The organism is Microbacterium sp. 1S1 (assembly GCF_008271365.1).
Taxonomy (GTDB): domain Bacteria; phylum Actinomycetota; class Actinomycetes; order Actinomycetales; family Microbacteriaceae; genus Microbacterium.
Map to the genome: position 1 here is coordinate 1,865,560 of NZ_CP043430.1, position 16,847 is coordinate 1,882,406.

Consider the following 16,847-nt stretch of genomic DNA (forward strand, 5'->3'; position numbering starts at 1 on the left):
GTTTTCGTGCCGCGCGTGGTCAGCCGCGTGCGAACACCGTGCGGCCGTCGACGATCGTGCGCTCGACCGCGAGGTCGGCGAACGCGCGTCCCGGCGCGCAGGGGTCCTCGTCGAGGACGGTGACGTCGGCGACCTTGCCCGCCTCGAGAGTGCCTTTCCAGGCCGAGGCGCCATCCTGGACCGCGGCGTCCGCCGTCATCGCGCGGAGGAGCCGGCGCCGGATCTCGGCGTCGTCCGCACGGCCGTCCGCGGCGAGGAGGGCGAGGGACGCGTCGAGGCTCGGCCGCCAGTCCGGTGTCGCGATCGGGGCATCGCTGGTGAGGGTGGTCGTGGCGCCGGAGGAGAGCATCGCCGAGAGCGGCCAGGCTGCGGCGACGCGGGCCTCGCCCAGCTGCACGGCGGCCCAGGAGTGCGTGTGTGCGGCGATGAGCGGCTGCACGGCGAATCCGACGCCGAGGCGTTCCGCGCGACGGATCTGATCCGGGGTGGCAAGGTCGCCGTGCACGATGTAGTGGGGCCCGCGCGGGGTCGTCTCGCCCGACTGTTCCAGTGCAATGAGGAACTCGTCGATCGAGCGGTCGCCGGTGGCATGTACCGCGATCTGGAGGCCCCGACCGCCGGCCAGGGCGATCATCTGCCGGAAGGCGCTGAGGGGATCGGCGTCGCCGCGCGTGAGGAGGTGCCCGGTCGTCCCGTCCGGGTAGGGGTCAGACGTCCAGGCGGTGGCCATCGGAGGGATCCCGTCGGCGAAGATCTTCACGCCGGGGATCGCGAGCCAGCGGGGGTCGGTCGACGGAGGCGGTACGGGGAGTCCGGCGCGGAAGTCGTCCAGGGAGCTCTCGCCGTCGATCGTCCCGAACAGTCGGAGCAGCGTGACGCGCGCGGTCTGCGCTCCCTCTCGGTGCAGCTCCGCATACGACTCGAGCATGTCGGTGCCGAAGCAGCCGGTCTCGCCGTCGTCCTCGCCCGGGCCGATCCCGGGCTCCGTGTAGCTCGTGATGCCGAGCTCCGCGAGCAGTCGCCAGGCGCGGCGCAGCGCGCTCCGTCGCTCGCCCGCGGTGGTCACGAGGCGCCCGGTCGGCTGCTCCTCCGGCGGGGTGTCCGAGAAGAAGAGGTGGTGCCAGCGGGCCCCGAGCCAGGCGGCGTGCAGGTGCGCGTCGTTGATGCCGGGGATCGCGGTGCGGCCGTCGAGCTCCAGGGTCTCCCGCGCGGACAGGGCTTCGGCGGCGGCATCGGTGGCCACGATCACCCCGTCGCGGACGGCGATCGCGGTGGCGACGGATCCGGCCTCGTCGAAGGTGTGGATGCGGCCGCCGCGGACGAGGAGGTCGGCGTCGTCGCCGAGGAATGTGCTGCTCATTATTCCACCAGTGTAGACGTAAAACGGGGAGGCCCGGCCCCTCCATGCCGGTCGATTCGGAGTGCGGTGGCGCGACTTGTAACCTGGAGGCATCCCCCGAACACCCCGGCAACCTCGCGCGCGCCGGCGACCTCGGCGCGCGCTCACACATGCAAGGACGCAGATGAACGATTCCGCGGCACACCGCGACGAATGGACGGCGAGCGAAGAGCTGGCGGAGCGGATGATCCCGCTCATCGGGGCTCTCAAGCGCGAGCGCGACGTGGTCACCTCGCTGCACGGCCACCGCCTGCTCGGGCTCTCGGCCACCGGCCTCGTCGAGGTCCACGAGCGCGTGGCACAGCTCGGGCACGAGCGGCTCGACGTCCAGGACAGCCTCGCGGTGCTCGAAGCGATCCACGCCCTGGCCCCCGGTGCCTCGTCGATCGACGTCGCTCGGCTCGTGGAGGGGCACGCGACGAGCGGCCGCCCGCTCACGGAGTACGTCGCCGAGGTCCTCGCCCCGGCCGTGGGCGCCGTCGCCGCTCCGCCGACCGACGTCGTGCTCTACGGCTTCGGGCGCATCGGCCGGCTGCTGGCCCGTATCCTCATCGCGCACACGGGAGGCGGCAGCGGACTCCGGCTCCGTGCCATCGTCGTGCGCCGCGGCTCCGAGAACGACCTCGTCAAGCGGGCATCGCTGCTGCTGCGGGACTCGGTGCACGGGCGCTTCGCGGGCTCCGTCACGGTGGACGAGGAGGCGGAGCAGATCATCGCCAACGGCACCCGCATCCAGGTCATCTACTCCGATGACCCGGCGGCCGTCGACTACACCGCGTACGGCATCGACCGCGCGATCGTCGTCGACAACACCGGCCGGTGGCGCGACGAGGCGGGACTCTCCCAGCACCTCCGCGCGAAGGGCGTGGCCCGGGTGCTGCTCACGGCCCCCGGCAAGGGCCCGCTCAAGAACATCGTGCAGGGCATCAACGACGACACGATCACCGCCGAGGACCGCATCGTCTCCGCGGCATCCTGCACGACCAACGCCATCACCCCGGTGCTCGCCGCGATCGACGAGGCCTACGGCGTCGTGAAGGGCCACGTCGAGACCGTGCACTCGTTCACGAACGATCAGAACCTCATCGACAACTTCCACAAGGGAGACCGTCGCGGCCGCTCCGCCGTGCTGAACATGGTCATCACCGAGACGGGGGCGGCGAAGGCCGTGGCCAAGGCCCTGCCCCAGCTCGAGGGGCGCCTCACGGGCAGTGCGATCCGCGTCCCCACGCCGGACGTCTCCCTCGCGGTGCTGCACCTCACGCTGGAGCGACCCGCCACGAAGGACCAGGTCAACGACTACCTGCGCCGGGTCTCGTTGCACTCGAAGCTCCGTCAGCAGATCGACTACGTGGAGAGCCCGGAGGTCGTCTCCACCGACTTCGTGGGCTCCCACCGTGCGGGCATCGTCGACGGTCTGGCCACGATCGCCGACGAGGACACCCTGATCCTCTACGTCTGGTACGACAACGAGTTCGGCTACTCGTGCCAGGTGATCCGCGTGCTGGAGACCATGGCTGGTTCCCACCCCGTCGTCCTCCCCGCCCGCCGCGAAGTCACGCTCTGACCCTTCCGTCGACCCACCCCCTTCCGCTCGACCCGGCCCCCTGCGTCCGCACGTAGCGGGCCGGGACGCGCGAAAGGGGGTGGGTCGCGGCATGATGAGGGGCATGAAGACCTCACGATGGCGGGAGGAGCGCCTGCGGTGGCACGGGCTCACGGCGCCGGCGGCGGACGTCGCGGGGGCGGCAGGGCGGCTGCTCGCGGTGCAGAGTCAGGACTTCACGGCCGGACGGTGGGCGCTGGCCGTGCGGACGAAGGGCGATGTGCACCTTCGCGACGTCGACGCCGCGTTCGACCGCGGCGAGCTCGTGCGGGCCTGGACCATGCGGGGGACGCTGCACACCATCCCCGCGCGTGACCTCGGCTGGGTGCTGGAGGTCACCTCCGGACGACAGCAGCAGCAGGCCGCCTCTCGACAGCGGCAGCTCGGCATCGACGACGACATGATTGACGCGGTCGTCCGGGAGCTCACGCCGCGGCTCCGTGACGGCGGCCTCACCCGGGGCGAGGTCTTCACGACGCTCGAGAGCATCGGCATCGACCCCTCCGGCCAGCGCGGCATCCACCTGCTGTTCGCGCTGACCGTCTCCGGCGTACTCGTGCAGGGGCCGGTCGTGCCGCGGGAGGGCATCACGAGGGAGCAGCGGTTCGTACTCGCGGCCGAGCACATCCACGATCATGCCCGCCCCGAGGATCCGCTGGCCGAGCTGTTCGTCCGCTACGTCGAGGGACACGGACCCGCCGGGGTCGCGGACTTCGCGTGGTGGTCGGGCCTCACGCTCGGACAGTCCCGCGAGGTGGCCGAGCGGGCGGCGACCAGGGTGACCGAGGTCGAGGACGGCGTCTTCGGCGGCCGCACCCCACCCCGGCGCGCGGCGGGCCGGCCGGCCGTCTTCGCCCTCGGAGCCTTCGACGAGTACTACATCTCCTACGCGGATCGCAGCGTCACCTGCGCCCCGGAGCACCTCGCCGCCGTCGGGCCGGGGAAGAACGGGATGGTCCGGGCGACGGTCGTGGAGCACGGCCGCGTGATCGGCTGCTGGACCCACGCCGCCGCCGCGCACACCACTCCTCCGGACCTCTTCGAGTCCCCCGAGGACCCCGCCGCCGTGACCGCCGCTCTCGACCGCTTCGCCGCGTTCATCGCCTGAACCCTCGCCCACCCACCCCTTTTCGTTCCTCCCGGCCCCCTGCGACCGTCCGCAACGGGGTGGGGCGCACGCAAGGGGGTGGGTCGGCAGAGGTCACTCGCTCGCGTGGCGACCCAGGAAGTTGTAGACCTCGTTGTCGTCGACCCCGGGGAACATGCCGCGGGGGAGTGGCGAGAACATGTGCGTGTGCACCCGCGCGCTCGGCCATGCCCGGCCCTTCCAGCGCTCCGTGAGCTCGGGCGACGGACGCCGGCAGCACGCCTCGTCGGGACAGGTCGACACGGCCCGGTCGTTCGTCTCCCGCCCTCGCCACCACCGCGCGTCGTCGAACGGCACGCCCACGGTGACCGAGAACTCGCCCTCGGTGGACGAACCGGTCTGGGTGGAGCACCAGAACGTGCCGGAGGGCGTGTCCGTGTACTGGTGATGCTCAACGGTGCGGTTCTGCTGGGTGAAGGCGGAACGGGCCTGGAACTTCCGGCACACCCGCTGCCCCTCCACCGCGCCGGTGACGTCCATCGGCAACGGCAGGTCGTCGTTCTCGTAGACCCGCGTGATGGCCCCGGTCGAGTCGACGCGCAGGAAGTGCAGCGACATGCCGAGGTGCTGCGTGAGCAGGTTCGTCATCCGCATGCCGGCGGCCTCGTGCGTCACGCCGAATCCGTCGCGGAAGTCCTCCACCGCGAGGTTGCGGTCCTTCTTCGCCTGCTGCAGGAAGGCGACCGCGGCGGTCTCCGGCATCAGGCAGCAGGCCGCGAAGTAGTTGATCTCCAGGCGCTGCTGCAGGAAGTCGGCATAGTCCGTCGGCGGCGTGTGCCCGAGCAGGCGGTGAGCCATCGCCTGCAGAGCCATCGACCGCAGACCGTGGCCGCCGGGGATCGATGCCGGTGGCAGGTAGATGCGGCCGTTCTCCAGGTCGGTCACCGAGCGAGTGGAGTGCGGGAGGTCGTTGACGTAGATGAGCTCGAACCCGAGCTTCTCGGCCATGATGCTCACCGTGCGGTGGGTGAGAGCGCCCTGCACGTGCCCCGCGGCCTTGAGCTGCTTCTCCGCGAGCTTCTCGATGTCGGGAAGGTAGTTGTTCTGGGCGCGCATCCGCAGGCGCAGCTCGGTGTTCGCGCGGCGGGCCTCCTCCGGGGTGGCGATGGCCTCGCGCTCGCGGCGCTGGAGTTCGCGGTGGAGCCCGAGGATGGACTCGATGGTCTCGTCGCTCATGCCCTTGGTCACCCGCACCGGGGAGACGCCGAGCTGACGGAACACCGGGCTCTCCTGCGCCCGCTCCAACTCGATCTCCAACGCAGCCCGGCGGTTCGGGGGCTCCCCGGAGATCAGGTCGGTGACCTCGGTCCCGGTGGCCTGCGCGATGGCCTGGAGGAGGGAGAGCTTGGGCTCGCGCTTGCCGTTCTCGATGAGGCTGAGCTGGGACCCGGCGACACCGACCAGGGCACCGAGCTCATCGAGTGTGTAGCCCTTCTCCAGGCGACGGTGCCGGATGCGGTGGCCGAGGGTCGTGAGGTGGATGCCGGAGGACGCCATTGTTTGAGTCTAGCGAAAGAACTGCGATTCTTATCGCCCAACATGGCCGAAAGTCCGCGTCAAGGGCGAAGAAGATGGAAGCAACGCCCCACACTTCGAAGGAGCAGTCATGGCCATGGCCGAAGTCCTCACCCCTCGCACGTCCCCTGTCGCCCCGACGCGCACGTTCGGCACCGCCCCCGCCTATGACACTCCTGCGATGGCGGAGCTCGTCGCCTGGGTCGAGGAGATCCGCGCGCTCACACAGCCGGACGCCGTGCACTGGGTGGACGGCTCGCGCGCCGAGAACGACTGGCTGCTGCGCGGACTCGTCGACGAGGGCAAGCTCATCAAGCTGAACCCGGAGTGGCGCCCGGGCTCCTACCTGGCGCGCTCGCACCCCAGCGACGTCGCCCGCACGGAAGCCCGAACCTTCATCGCCTCGGAGCGTGAGGAAGACGCCGGCCCCACGAACAACTGGGCCGATCCGGCCGAGATGCACGCGAAGATGGACGAGATCTTCGAGGGATCGATGCGCGGCCGCACGATGTACGTCGTGCCGTTCTCGATGGGTCGCGTCGGCGGCCCGCTGTCGCACATCGGCGTGCAGATCACCGACAGCGCCTACGCCGTCGCCTCGATCGGCATCATGACGCGCGTGGGCGACGAGGTCACCCGTCAGATCGCCGAGGGCGCACCGTGGGTCAAGACCGTGCACTCCGTCGGCGCTCCCCTGGAGGCGGGCGAGCCGGACGTCGAGTGGCCCTGCAACGACGACAAGTACATCGTCCACTTCCCCGAGACGCTCGAGGTCTACTCGTACGGCTCGGGCTACGGCGGCAACGCGATCCTGGCGAAGAAGTGCTTCGCGCTGCGCATCGCGTCGGTCATCGCGCGTGACGAGGGCTGGCTCGCCGAGCACATGCTCCTCATCCGCGTGATCGACCCGCAGGGCAAGGCGTACCACGTGGCCGCCGCTTTCCCCTCGGCCTGTGGCAAGACGAACCTCGCGATGCTCCGCCCGACGATCCCGGGCTGGAAGGTCGAGACCCTCGGCGACGACATCGCCTGGATCCGTCCCGGCGAGGACGGACGCCTCTGGGCGATCAACCCCGAGGCCGGCTTCTTCGGCGTCGCGCCCGGTACGGGTGAGTCGACCAACGTGACCGCCGTCGAGACCCTGTGGGGGAACACCATCTTCACGAACGTCGCGCTCCGCCCGGACGGGGACGTGTGGTGGGAGGGCCTGACCGACGAGGCCCCCGCCCACCTCGTCGACTGGGAGGGCAACGACTGGACCCCCGACTCCGGTCGGCCCGCCGCGCACCCGAATTCGCGCTTCACCGTGTCGGCCGCGCAGTGCCCGCAGATCTCGGAGGACTGGGAGGAGGCCGTGCCGCTCGACGTCATCCTCTTCGGCGGTCGTCGCGCGAGCAACGTCCCGCTCGTGGTCGAGGCCACCGACTGGACGCACGGCGTCTTCCTCGGCTCGAACATCTCCTCCGAGCGCACGGCCGCGGCCGAGGGCACCGTCGGCGAGCTGCGCCGCGACCCCTTCGCGATGCTGCCGTTCTGTGGCTACAACATGGCCGACTACTTCGGTCACTGGCTGAAGGTCGGCCGTGGCCTGCGCTTCGACCGCGCGCCGCGCATCTTCCAGGTCAACTGGTTCCGTCGCGGAGCCGACGGCCGGTTCCTTTGGCCCGGGTTCGGTGACAACTCCCGCGTCGTCGACTGGATCATCCGCCGGGTGGCCGGCGACGTCCCCGCGGTGGACAGTCCCATCGGCCGCCTGCCGCGCGTGGAGGACCTCAACCTCGACGGGCTCGACATCCCCGCGGAAGACCTCGATGAGCTCTTCTCCGTCGACCCCGAGGCGTGGAAGGCGGAGGCCGACCTCACGGAGGAGTTCTACGACACCTTCGGCGACCGGGTGCCCGCGGCCCTGCGCACCGAACTCGCGTCGCTGCGCTACCGCCTCGCGAAGGCGTAGCCCCCAGACCGGTGCCGGTTCGGGGGAGCCGGCACCCTCGGCCTCCGGGTCGAGTCATACCCGCGAAGGCGGGGCATCAGAGACGAACCCATGGCTGAGTGGTCTCCGACGCCCCGCCTTCGTGGTGCCCGCTCCCGCGGCTACGCGAGGAGCTGGTGACGGGCGAGGTCGCGGTAGAGCGGGGTCGACTCCACCAGTTCCGCATGCGTGCCCTGTCCGACAACCACGCCGTCCTGCAGCACCACGATGAGGTCGCTGTCGACGACGGTGGACAGGCGGTGCGCGATCACGACGAGGGTGCGATCGGTGGCGACCGCGTCGATGGCCTCGCGCATGCGCTGCTCGTTCACGCCGTCGAGCGACGAGGTCGACTCGTCCAGCAACAGGATCGGGGCGTCGGTGAGGAGAGCGCGGGCGATCGCGAGCCGCTGCCGCTCGCCGCCGGAGAGCATCACCCCGTCCTCTCCGACCGGGGCGTCGACCCCGAGCGGGTTCCGCTCGAGCACGTCGCCGAGGTTCACGGCGCGGAGCACGCGCTCGCAGTCCGCGTCTGTGGCGTCGGGGGAGGCGAGCCGGAGGTTCTCGGCGAGGGTGCCGGCGAGCGTCGGGGCGTCCTGCTCGACGTAGCCGAAGTGGGCGCGGAGTTCGCCGCGCGGATAGGTGCGGGTGTCGTGACCCTTCAACCGGATGGAACCGCCCGTGGGGTCGTAGAAGCGCTCGATGAGGGAGAGGATCGTGCTCTTGCCGGCCCCGCTCGGACCGACCAGCGCCACGCGGGCTCCGCGCGGGACCGCGAAGGACACCCCGCGGAGCACTTCGTGGTCCTGGGGGTCGGGGGTGGTCTCGGCCTGCTCCAGGTGTGCGTCGGCGAGCAGGGTCTGCGCCTCCCGTGCGGCGGCGCGACGGGCGGCCACGACATTCTCCGGGTACCGGAAGCGCACGTCGCGGAACTCGAGTGCCGGAGCGTCGGGCGCGGGCGCCTGGTCGCGGGGCAGCGCGGCGGCGGTGGCCGCATCGTCCTGGGTCTCGGTGGGAAGGTCGAGGACCTCCTGGATGCGGCCGAGCGCGCCGAGGGCCTGGTTGACGGACGTGATCGCGCCGAACGTCGAGGCGAGGGGCATCACCAGGAGGAAGAGGAACATCACGAACGAGATGAGAGCCGCGATCGAGATGGCACCGGCCGCGACGCGGAAACCACCGACCCCGAGCACGACGAGCAGCGAGAGCTGCAGGGCGATGCCGGCGACCGGCACCACGAGCGAGGAGATCTTCGCGATGCGGACGCCGATGCCGTACGCCTCGGAGGCCCGTTCCGTCACCGCGGCCGTCTCCCGCTCAGTCGCGCCGGAGGCTCGGATGGTGCGGATGGAGCCGACGGCTCGCTCGACGCCCGAGGCCAGTTCGCCCACCTTCTCCTGCTGTGCGGTCGACGCCGTGCGGATCCGGCCGCTGAGGGCGACGACGACCACGACCGAGATGCCGATCACCAGGACGATCAGCAGCAGCAGCACGGGGTCGATGAGCAGCATCGCGACGAGCGCTCCCACGAACAGCACGGCGTTGCCGACCGCGTCGGCGAGGCCTTGGGTGAGCACGGCGTAGAGGAGTGTGGTGTCTGTGCCGACGCGGGAGACGAGATCGCCCGTGCGCCGCGCGTCGAACTCCGCCGTCGGAAGGTGCAGGATGCGGGCGATGAGCTTGCGGCGGCTGGAGTACACGACCGCGGTGCCGGTGCGCTGCAGCAGGTAGTGCTGGAACCCGGAGATGATCGACGAGACGATCACGAAGCCGACGAGCAGCCAGACGAGCACACCGATGGTGCCGTCGGACTGCACGGCCTCGATGACCTGCCCGACGAGGAGCGGCTGCACGAGCGAGGTCGCCGCGCCGAAGACGCTGAGCACCGCGACGACGATGAGGGTGCGCTTGTGCTCGAAGAGGAAGGGGAGGAGCTGGCGGAAGGTGGCGCGCGGGCCGTCGGCCGGTGCGCCCCGTCCGCGTCGGCGTGCTGTCGCCGTGCGGGACATGAGGACCTCGATCTGGAGATGGTACTTCGACCGTACTCGGGAGATGGTCGCTTCCTATGGGGCCGCTGTATGGGCTCAGGTGCGGCCGAAGCGGCGATGCGCCGCCTGTTTGGTGACGCCGAGGGCACTTGCGATCGCCTGCCAGGAGTAACCGCTCGTGCGGGCTCTGCGGACCTGGGCCTCCTCGGCGCGGGCGAGTTCCTTGCGCAGGGCGGCGAGGCGATGGAGTTCGGCGAGCGGCTCGCCGCCCTCGGCCGCGGCGATGGTGGTGGGGAGAGACATGGGAACCTCCTTCGCGTCAATACTCGTTGACGCAGGGGCGGGTGTCAAGAAGTGTTGACGATCGCGTTGTCTACAGGTTTCGCCTTGTCCGCATGTGTAGCGCATGCAAAGCTGCCATCCGCTCCGTCGACTCGTCCCTCGGATCTGGTCGTTGCGGGAGGACATCTCCGCGTACGACGCCGGATACGTCGCGCTCGCGGAGGCCCTCGACGTCCCTCTTCTCACGGCCGATCGCCGGCTGGCGAAGACGGGCGCCCGGTACTGCGACGTCGTGGTGCTGTGAGCGTCTGGCGATGAAGACGAGAACGGCTGCACCCCGAGGGAGTGCAGCCGTTCGTCGTCCTTCCGGCCTCTAGAGCTCGACGGCGGAGGCGAGACCGAGGTCGTCCTCGTAGTCGTGGTCCTTCGTCTCGGGGGTGAAGATCAGTGCCACGAAGGTCAGCACCGCCATCGACGAGAGGTACAGCCCCACGAGCCATGGCTCGCCGCCGACGGCCGCCCACAGAGCCACCGCGATGAACGGTGCCACGGCGGCACCGAGGATCGACGACACGTTGTAGGCGATCGCCGAGCCGGAGTAGCGCACGTTCGTCGGGAACAGCTCCGGCAGGAGTGCACCCATCGGGCCGAACGTGGTTCCCATGAGCATGAAGCCGAACACGAGGAAGGCCTGGGTGAGGGCTCCGGTGAACTTCGGGTCTGCCTGCGGCAGCAGGAAGAGGTTGAACGACAGGCCGAAGACGACGATGAGTCCGGTGACCCAGAGCAGCAGCTTGCGGCGGCCGATCGCGTCGGCGATCGGCCCGGACAGCAGCGTGAAGATGCCGAAGAACACGACGCCGATGATCTGCATGAGCACGAAGTCCGTGTAGCCGAAGCCGAGCCCGGGGTAGAACTGCGCGGCGAAGGCGCTCGGGTCGAAGTCCTTGCCCGTCGCCTCCGCGGCGGCGCGGGCGGCGGCCGATGCGGTCTCCAGGTCGGCGGCCTTCGTGCCGTAGGTGAGCGTGAAGTTCGTCATCAGGTAGAACAGCACATACGTCGCCAGCATGATGAACGTGCCGAGGATGAGCTGCTTCCAGTGGTGACGGAAAACGGTCGCGAGCGGCAGCTTGCGGATCGCGCCGGTCTTCTCCGCCTTCTTGAACGTGTCGGACTCGACGAGACGGAGCCGCACCCACAGGCCGATGATGACCATGACGGCCGAGAACAGGAACGGCACGCGCCAACCCCAGGAGAGGAAGGCCTCCGACTTCAGCGCCGGGTCTTCGGGGTGGGGGAGGGCGAAGTTGATGGCGAGGAAGATGCCGTTCGCGATGATGAAGCCGAGCGGCGCGCCCAGCTGCGGGAACGAGCCGTACCAGGCGCGCTTGCCCTTCGGCGCGTTCTCGGTCGCGACGAGCGCGGCGCCCGACCATTCGCCGCCGAGGGCGAAGCCCTGAGCGAGACGCAGCACGAGGAGCAGCAGCGGCGCCACCCAGTTGATCTGCTGGAAGGTCGGCAGGAGGCCGATCACAAAGGTCGCGATGCCCATGGTGAGGAGCGATGCGACGAGCGTCGCCTTCCGGCCGAACCTGTCGCCGAAGTGTCCGAAGACGACGGCGCCGATCGGGCGGGCGACCATCGCGGCGCCGAAGACGGCGAACGACGACAGCAGCGAGGCAGTGTCATTGGTGCTGGGGAAGAAGAGCGTCGGGAAGACGAGCACGGCCGCCGTCGCGTAGACGTAGAAGTCGTAGAACTCGATGGTGGTGCCGACGAGGCTCGCGGTGATGACACGCGAACGGGGATTCGCGGGGGTGGTGGCGGTGCTCAAGGGGTCTCCGATCCTCCGCCGGTATACCAGCGGACTCGGGCGAGTCTACGCCTTCCTGGGAGTTCGCTGGACGTTCATGACGTGCATCGCTGGGCGCTTGCGAACCGCCCCGTAGAGTCGGGGGACACGGCGGAAGGGGAATCATGACGACGCGGATGCTGCTCCTCGCCGACACCCACGTCCCGAAGCGGGCGAAGCGGCTGCCGGATGCGGTACTGCAGGCGATCGATGAGGCGGACCTCGTCGTTCATGCGGGGGACTGGGTCGACCTCGCGACGGTCGAGCTGCTGCAGGCTCGCGCGCGCATGCTCCAGGGCGTGCACGGCAACAACGACGGCCCCGAGATCCGCCGTGTGCTGCCGGAGGTCGCCCGGTTCACCGTGGAGGGCACCGCCGTCGCCGTCATCCACGAGACGGGTGCAGCGGCTGGGCGCGAGAGGCGGATGGACCTCGCGTTCCCCGATGCCGACCTGCTGATCTTCGGGCACTCCCACATCCCCTGGGACACGGTGACGGCGAACGGCTTGCGGCTGCTCAACCCGGGCTCGCCCACCGACCGCCGCCGACAGCCCGTGCACACGATGATGTGGGTCGCGGTCGACGGGCGCGACGTCGAGGCGACGCTGGTGCCGCTTTCATGACGGTCGAGGGAACCGCCGCACCGATCGCCTACCGGGCTCCCATGCGCTCGCGTGACGACGCCGTGGCCGCGGGGATCGCCGTCGAGCGAGCGCTCGCCATCGGTGTCTGCGGGATGGGGGGACGCCTCGACGAGAGACCGCCCTCTCTGGACGCGGCTCTCGCGGCCGTCGACGCCCGCCATGGCGAGCGTGCCGCCCGGCGGTTGGAGCGGTTCTCCGTGCTGCCCGACGGGACCTTCGTATGGACGCGAGACGTCGACGGGCTGCTGTGGCTCGGACGGCTGGCGGGGGAGTGGTGGTACGACGATGCTCCGCCCGCGGCCGAGGCAGACCTCGTGCACGTGCGCGACTGCACGTGGCTGGAGCGCCCGGTCGCGGCCTCCGACGTCCCGCCGGGCGTCCGGGCGACGTTCGCCCGGGGAGGGCGCAACGGCCAGCGAATCCATGCTGCCGGCGCAGGTCCGCTCAGCGCGCGGCTCTGGGACCTCCTGGGCGGGCGCTGAGGAGGTGCGCCTGCCGGCTCAGCGCCAGAGGACCGCCATCCCGGCGTTGGCCAGGGTGAGGATACCGATGAGCCAGAACACGGCGGACGGCACACCCTCGCCACGCTTCTGCCGCGCCGATCCGATGCCGAGCAGAGCCCCGATGATGACCAGCACGACGAGCTTGGCGCCGATCTTGACGTAGTTGAGGTCGTACTCGATGCCCCAGGGGGCTGCGAGGGCGAGGCCGGCGACGCCGGCGATCAGCAGACCGTAGTCCATGAGACGAGTGATCTGCCGCTTGCCGCCGAAGGCCTGAGCGGCCCACGCCCCGAACAGGACGGCGAAGCCGATGAGGTGAACGAAGAGCACGATGTGGCGCAGGGTCTCCATGCCCTCACCGTACGAGAGCGCGGCGTTCCGCGCCACCAAGGCGCACCTGACCTCGCGCCCGCGATCGGGCGCGGATCGCGGGTGCTCAGCCGCGCAGTTCGCGGATCACGAGGGCCGTCCGCAGGGCCGCATCCGCGGCCTCCGCGCCCTTGTCCTCCTTCGAACCCTCCAGGCCCGCACGGTCCAGCCCCTGCTTCTCGTCGTCGAGGGTGAGCAGCCCGAACCCGACCGGCTTGCCCGCATCGAGCGAGACGCGGGTGAGGCCGTCCGTGGCGGCGGCGGACACGTACTCGAAGTGCGGCGTGCCGCCACGGATGATCACGCCGAGCGCGACCACCGCGTCCGCTCCGCCCGCGAAGGCGGCCTGCGCGGCGACGGCGAGTTCGAACGAACCGGGCACCCGCACCAGGCGATGCGTGGCGCCGGCTTCATCGAGCACCCGTTGAGCCCCCGCGATCAGCCCGTTCGAGATGGCCTCGTGCCAGGTGCCGGCGATCACGACGACCTCCAGCCCCCGTCCGTCGATGTTCCCCGTCTTCGGTGCTCCGGCGCCGCTCATTCCTCGTCCTTTCCTGCCGCGAGGGCCTCGGCGAGTTCTGCCTCGCCGATGATGTGGCCCATGCGGTCGCGCTTGGTCTCCAGGTACTGGTGGTTGTTCGGGCCCACGCCCACGATCAGCGGCACCTGCTCGACGACGTCCAAGCCCAGCTCACGCAGCTTGTTCACCTTGTCGGTGTTGTTGGTCAGAAGCCGCACCTTCGAGACCCCGAGGTCGGTGAGGATTCCGGCCGCTGCGGCGTAGTCGCGGGCGTCCGCGGGCAGGCCCAGTGCGAGGTTCGCGTCGACCGTGTCGAGGCCGTCCTCCTGCAGGGCGTAGGCACGCAGCTTGTTGATGAGGCCGATACCGCGACCCTCGTGCCCGCGCATGTAGATGACGATGCCGCCTTCCCGGTCGATCGCCTCCAGGGCTGCGTCGAGCTGCGGCCCGCACTCGCACTTCTGGGAGCCGAACGCCTCGCCGGTCAGACACTCGGAGTGCACGCGGACGAGAGCCGTCTCGGTGGGCTCGCCCGACACGACCGCGATGTGATCGGTGCCGGTGACGCGGTCCTTGTAGGCCAGGAAGCGGAAGGTCCCGTGATCGGTGGGCACGGTCGCATCGGCGCGCAGGCTCACGCGGCGGCCGCGGTGGGCGGCGGGCGTGGCCCCCTCCGGGTCGATCTCGTTGAGGTGCGCGATGAGCTGCTCGATCGTGATGACCGGCACGCCGTCGCGGGCGCCGAGCTCCAGCAGGCCGGGGAGCCGCATCATGCTGCCGTCCTCGGCGACGACCTCGGCGATGGCACCGACCGGGCGCAGACCGGCGAGCTTCATGAGCTCGACCGCGGCCTCGGTGTGGCCGCTGCGCTCACGGACTCCGCCGTCGACGGCGCGCAGCGGCAGGACGTGCCCAGGGCGGATGATGCTCCGGGGGGTCGATTCCGGGTTCGCGAGCACGTTGAGGGTGCGGGCGCGATCGCTCGCGCTGATCCCCGTCGTCACTCCTTCCGCGGCGTCGACGCTCACGGTGTAGGCCGTGGACCGGGCGTCTTCGCTGGCCGCGACCATCGGGGGCAGGTTGAGGCTGTCCGCGAGGTCGGTCGGCATCGGTGCGCAGATGAAGCCGGACGACCAGCGGACCGTCCACGCGACCCACTCGGGGGTGGCGAGCTCGGCGGAGAGGACGACGTCGCCCTCGTTCTCGCGGTTCTCGTCGTCGGCCACGAGCACGGGGCGCCCGGCGCGCAGCGCCTCCAGCGCTTCGGGGATGGTTGACAGGCTCATCGGGAGCCCCCTTCCGATGCGGCGCGGAACGCGAGCAGTCGCTCGACGTGACGCGCGAGGATGTCGGTCTCCAGGTTCACGCGGTCGCCGACCGTGCGACTGCCGAGGGTGGTCGCCGTCAGGGTCTCCGGAATCAGCGAAACCTCGAACCAGTGCCCGCCCTGGGTCCCTGAGCTTGTGGGAGGGGCCGAAGGGCTCACCGCACTGACGGTCAGTGACGTGCCGTCAACCGAGATGGAGCCCTTGTCGACGACGAGCGGCGCGAGGTCGTCGGGGAGGCTGACACGGAGGACGCTCCACTGTGCGCCCGGGCGGACCTCGAGCACGGTGCCGGTGCCGTCGACGTGGCCCTGCACGATGTGCCCGCCGAGCCGCGCACCCACGGGCATGGCCTTCTCGATGTTGACCCTGGTGCCGACGTTCGCCGTGCCGAGAGCCGCGACGTCGAGCGTCTGCTTCATGACGTCGGCGTCGAAGGTCTCGGACGTGGCGCCGACAACGGTCAGGCACACGCCGGAGACCGCGATCGATTCGCCGTGCACGGCGTCGGCGGCGGCCTTCGGCGCGCGCACCGTGATCCGCCAGCCGTCTCCCGCCTCGGCGATGGCGGTGATCTCGCCGATCTCCTCGATGATTCCAGTGAACATCAGAGGCTTCCCTCCTTCTCCGGACCCGTGCGGTCCGGGTCGTCCGCATCCGCGGGATGCGCGATCGCAAGCAGGTCTGCGCCCAACGGCAGCCACTCGTCCACGACGAGGCGGCGCGCCTGGTCGATCGAACGGGCGCCGATGTCGGTCAGGGCGACACGTCGTCCACCCAGCAGGACCGGGGCGACGTATGCGAGGACGCGGTCGGCGAGCCCGGCGGCGAGGAACGCGCTGGCGAGCGTCGGGCCGCCCTCCACGAACAGCGTCTGGATCCCCCGGGCGTGCAGGTCGCCGAGGACGGCCGCGAGATCGTGCGTGTCGAAGAACACCGGTGTGTGCGGATGACGGCGCACCGCCGCGTCCGCAGGGATGGGCCGGGCGCCGATCACGACCGGGACGGGCTGGTGCGGAAGGAGCTCATCGCCGGCGCGGGCGGTGAGTGCGGGGTCGTCCGTGAGGATCGTGCCGGTGCCCACGGCGATCGCGTCGGCCTGGGCGCGCCGTCGGTGCACGTCGGCGCGGGCCTCGGGGCCGGTGATCCACTGGCTGGAGCCGTCGTCCGCCGCAGCCCTGCCGTCCAGGCTCTGCGCCCACTTGACGGTGACGTGCGGACGGCCGAGCCGTGCCGCGGTGAGCCAGTCGCCGATCAGGGCGCGCGCTTCTGCAGCCCGTTCGCCGGACTCCACGCTCACGCCCGCGGCGCGCAGCCGTTCCGCCCCACCGCCGGAGACCTCGCCCGGGTCGTCGAGCGCGTAGACGACGCGCGCGACGCCGGCCTCGATGAGCGCGAGCGCGCACGGACCCGTGCGACCGGTGTGGTTGCAGGGTTCGAGCGTCACGACGGCTGTCGCACCCGTGGCGGCACCGGGGGCGAGCTTCGAGAGCGCGTCGACCTCCGCGTGCGGGGTACCGGAGCCGCGGTGCCAGCCCTCGGCGAGCACCTCGCCGTCGGGGGAGAGGAGCACGGCGCCCACCTGCGGGTTCACCCCGCGCGGGCCGCGGGTCGCGAGGGCGAGCGCGCGATCCATCGCGCGGCGCTCTGTCGCGGTCACTGCCATCCGTCGTCCTCTCTGCGGCCTCGGGGGCGCTGCAGGGTGGCGGAACGGACGCACACGCG

At 70.7% G+C, this 16,847-nt stretch carries 16 protein-coding genes; 6 read left to right on the forward strand and 10 right to left on the reverse strand.

Going from position 1 to position 16,847, the window contains the following annotated elements; genetic code table 11:
- Nucleotides 1-19 precede the first annotated feature (19 nt).
- Complete coding sequence (locus FY549_RS09060; RefSeq protein ID WP_149084742.1) at nt 20-1,360, reverse strand: amidohydrolase; 1,341 nt, start codon at nt 1,358-1,360, stop codon at nt 20-22.
- Nucleotides 1,361-1,523: 163 nt separating this feature from the next.
- On the opposite strand from FY549_RS09060, the gene FY549_RS09065 reads away from it, so the two are divergent.
- Together FY549_RS09065 and FY549_RS09070 are read left to right on the forward strand one after the other, a co-directional pair.
- The gene (locus FY549_RS09065; RefSeq protein WP_149084743.1) at nt 1,524-2,966 is read left to right on the forward strand and encodes a glyceraldehyde-3-phosphate dehydrogenase; all 1,443 of its coding nucleotides are present in this window, start codon (nt 1,524-1,526) and stop codon (nt 2,964-2,966) included.
- 103 nt (nt 2,967-3,069) lie between these two features.
- Nucleotides 3,070-4,113 (forward strand): winged helix DNA-binding domain-containing protein, encoded by a 1,044-nt coding sequence (locus FY549_RS09070; protein ID WP_149084744.1) that lies wholly within the window; start codon nt 3,070-3,072, stop codon nt 4,111-4,113.
- Nucleotides 4,114-4,206: 93 nt separating this feature from the next.
- Here FY549_RS09070 and FY549_RS09075 read toward each other — a convergent pair whose 3' ends face one another.
- Entirely contained in the window at nt 4,207-5,649 is a 1,443-nt protein-coding gene (locus tag FY549_RS09075) for an XRE family transcriptional regulator (RefSeq protein WP_149084745.1), read from the reverse strand.
- A gap of 109 nt (nt 5,650-5,758) precedes the next feature.
- On the opposite strand from FY549_RS09075, the gene FY549_RS09080 reads away from it, so the two are divergent.
- The gene (locus tag FY549_RS09080) at nt 5,759-7,621 is read left to right on the forward strand and encodes a phosphoenolpyruvate carboxykinase (GTP) (protein WP_187614840.1); all 1,863 of its coding nucleotides are present in this window, start codon (nt 5,759-5,761) and stop codon (nt 7,619-7,621) included.
- A 140-nt stretch (nt 7,622-7,761) separates the two neighbouring features.
- Here FY549_RS09080 and FY549_RS09085 read toward each other — a convergent pair whose 3' ends face one another.
- On the reverse strand, nt 7,762-9,648 hold the full coding sequence (locus FY549_RS09085) for an ABC transporter ATP-binding protein (protein WP_149084746.1): 1,887 nt from the start codon (nt 9,646-9,648) through the stop codon (nt 7,762-7,764).
- A 75-nt stretch (nt 9,649-9,723) separates the two neighbouring features.
- The gene (locus FY549_RS09090; protein ID WP_101846886.1) at nt 9,724-9,930 is read right to left on the reverse strand and encodes a transcriptional regulator; all 207 of its coding nucleotides are present in this window, start codon (nt 9,928-9,930) and stop codon (nt 9,724-9,726) included.
- 103 nt (nt 9,931-10,033) lie between these two features.
- Between FY549_RS09090 and FY549_RS09095 the strand changes: the two genes are divergently transcribed.
- On the forward strand, nt 10,034-10,213 hold the full coding sequence (locus FY549_RS09095; RefSeq protein ID WP_149084747.1) for a type II toxin-antitoxin system VapC family toxin: 180 nt from the start codon (nt 10,034-10,036) through the stop codon (nt 10,211-10,213).
- A 69-nt stretch (nt 10,214-10,282) separates the two neighbouring features.
- On the opposite strand, the gene FY549_RS09100 is transcribed toward FY549_RS09095, so the two are convergent.
- Nucleotides 10,283-11,743 carry an MFS transporter gene (locus FY549_RS09100; RefSeq protein WP_149084748.1) on the reverse strand — a complete coding sequence of 487 codons (1,461 nt, stop codon included), beginning with the start codon at nt 11,741-11,743 and terminating at the stop codon, nt 10,283-10,285.
- Between the two features lie 143 nt (nt 11,744-11,886).
- Here FY549_RS09100 and FY549_RS09105 point away from each other — a divergent pair, with 143 nt between their 5' ends.
- Both FY549_RS09105 and FY549_RS09110 read left to right on the forward strand, forming a co-directional pair.
- Nucleotides 11,887-12,384 carry a metallophosphoesterase family protein gene (locus FY549_RS09105; RefSeq protein ID WP_149084749.1) on the forward strand — a complete coding sequence of 166 codons (498 nt, stop codon included), beginning with the start codon at nt 11,887-11,889 and terminating at the stop codon, nt 12,382-12,384.
- Nucleotides 12,385-12,425: 41 nt separating this feature from the next.
- Complete coding sequence (locus FY549_RS09110; RefSeq protein WP_200839049.1) at nt 12,426-12,887, forward strand: hypothetical protein; 462 nt, start codon at nt 12,426-12,428, stop codon at nt 12,885-12,887.
- 18 nt (nt 12,888-12,905) lie between these two features.
- Here the strand turns inward: FY549_RS09110 and FY549_RS09115 are convergent, their stop codons facing one another.
- From FY549_RS09115 to ribD, 5 genes are all read right to left on the reverse strand, one after another.
- Nucleotides 12,906-13,259: a Fe-S protein gene (locus FY549_RS09115; protein WP_149084751.1), complete on the reverse strand. Its 354-nt coding sequence runs from the start codon at nt 13,257-13,259 to the stop codon at nt 12,906-12,908.
- An 85-nt stretch (nt 13,260-13,344) separates the two neighbouring features.
- Nucleotides 13,345-13,818, reverse strand: a complete 474-nt coding sequence (gene ribH, locus FY549_RS09120; protein WP_149084752.1) for a 6,7-dimethyl-8-ribityllumazine synthase — start codon at nt 13,816-13,818, stop codon at nt 13,345-13,347.
- Entirely contained in the window at nt 13,815-15,083 is a 1,269-nt protein-coding gene (gene ribA, locus FY549_RS09125; RefSeq protein ID WP_149084753.1) for a GTP cyclohydrolase II, read from the reverse strand. Before ribA ends, ribH begins: the two co-directional genes overlap by 4 nt.
- Nucleotides 15,080-15,730 carry a riboflavin synthase gene (locus FY549_RS09130; protein ID WP_149084754.1) on the reverse strand — a complete coding sequence of 217 codons (651 nt, stop codon included), beginning with the start codon at nt 15,728-15,730 and terminating at the stop codon, nt 15,080-15,082. The genes ribA and FY549_RS09130 overlap by 4 nt, the downstream gene beginning before the upstream one ends.
- Entirely contained in the window at nt 15,730-16,788 is a 1,059-nt protein-coding gene (gene ribD / locus FY549_RS09135) for a bifunctional diaminohydroxyphosphoribosylaminopyrimidine deaminase/5-amino-6-(5-phosphoribosylamino)uracil reductase RibD (protein WP_149084755.1), read from the reverse strand. Before ribD ends, FY549_RS09130 begins: the two co-directional genes overlap by 1 nt.
- Between the last annotated feature and the right edge of the window lie 59 nt (nt 16,789-16,847).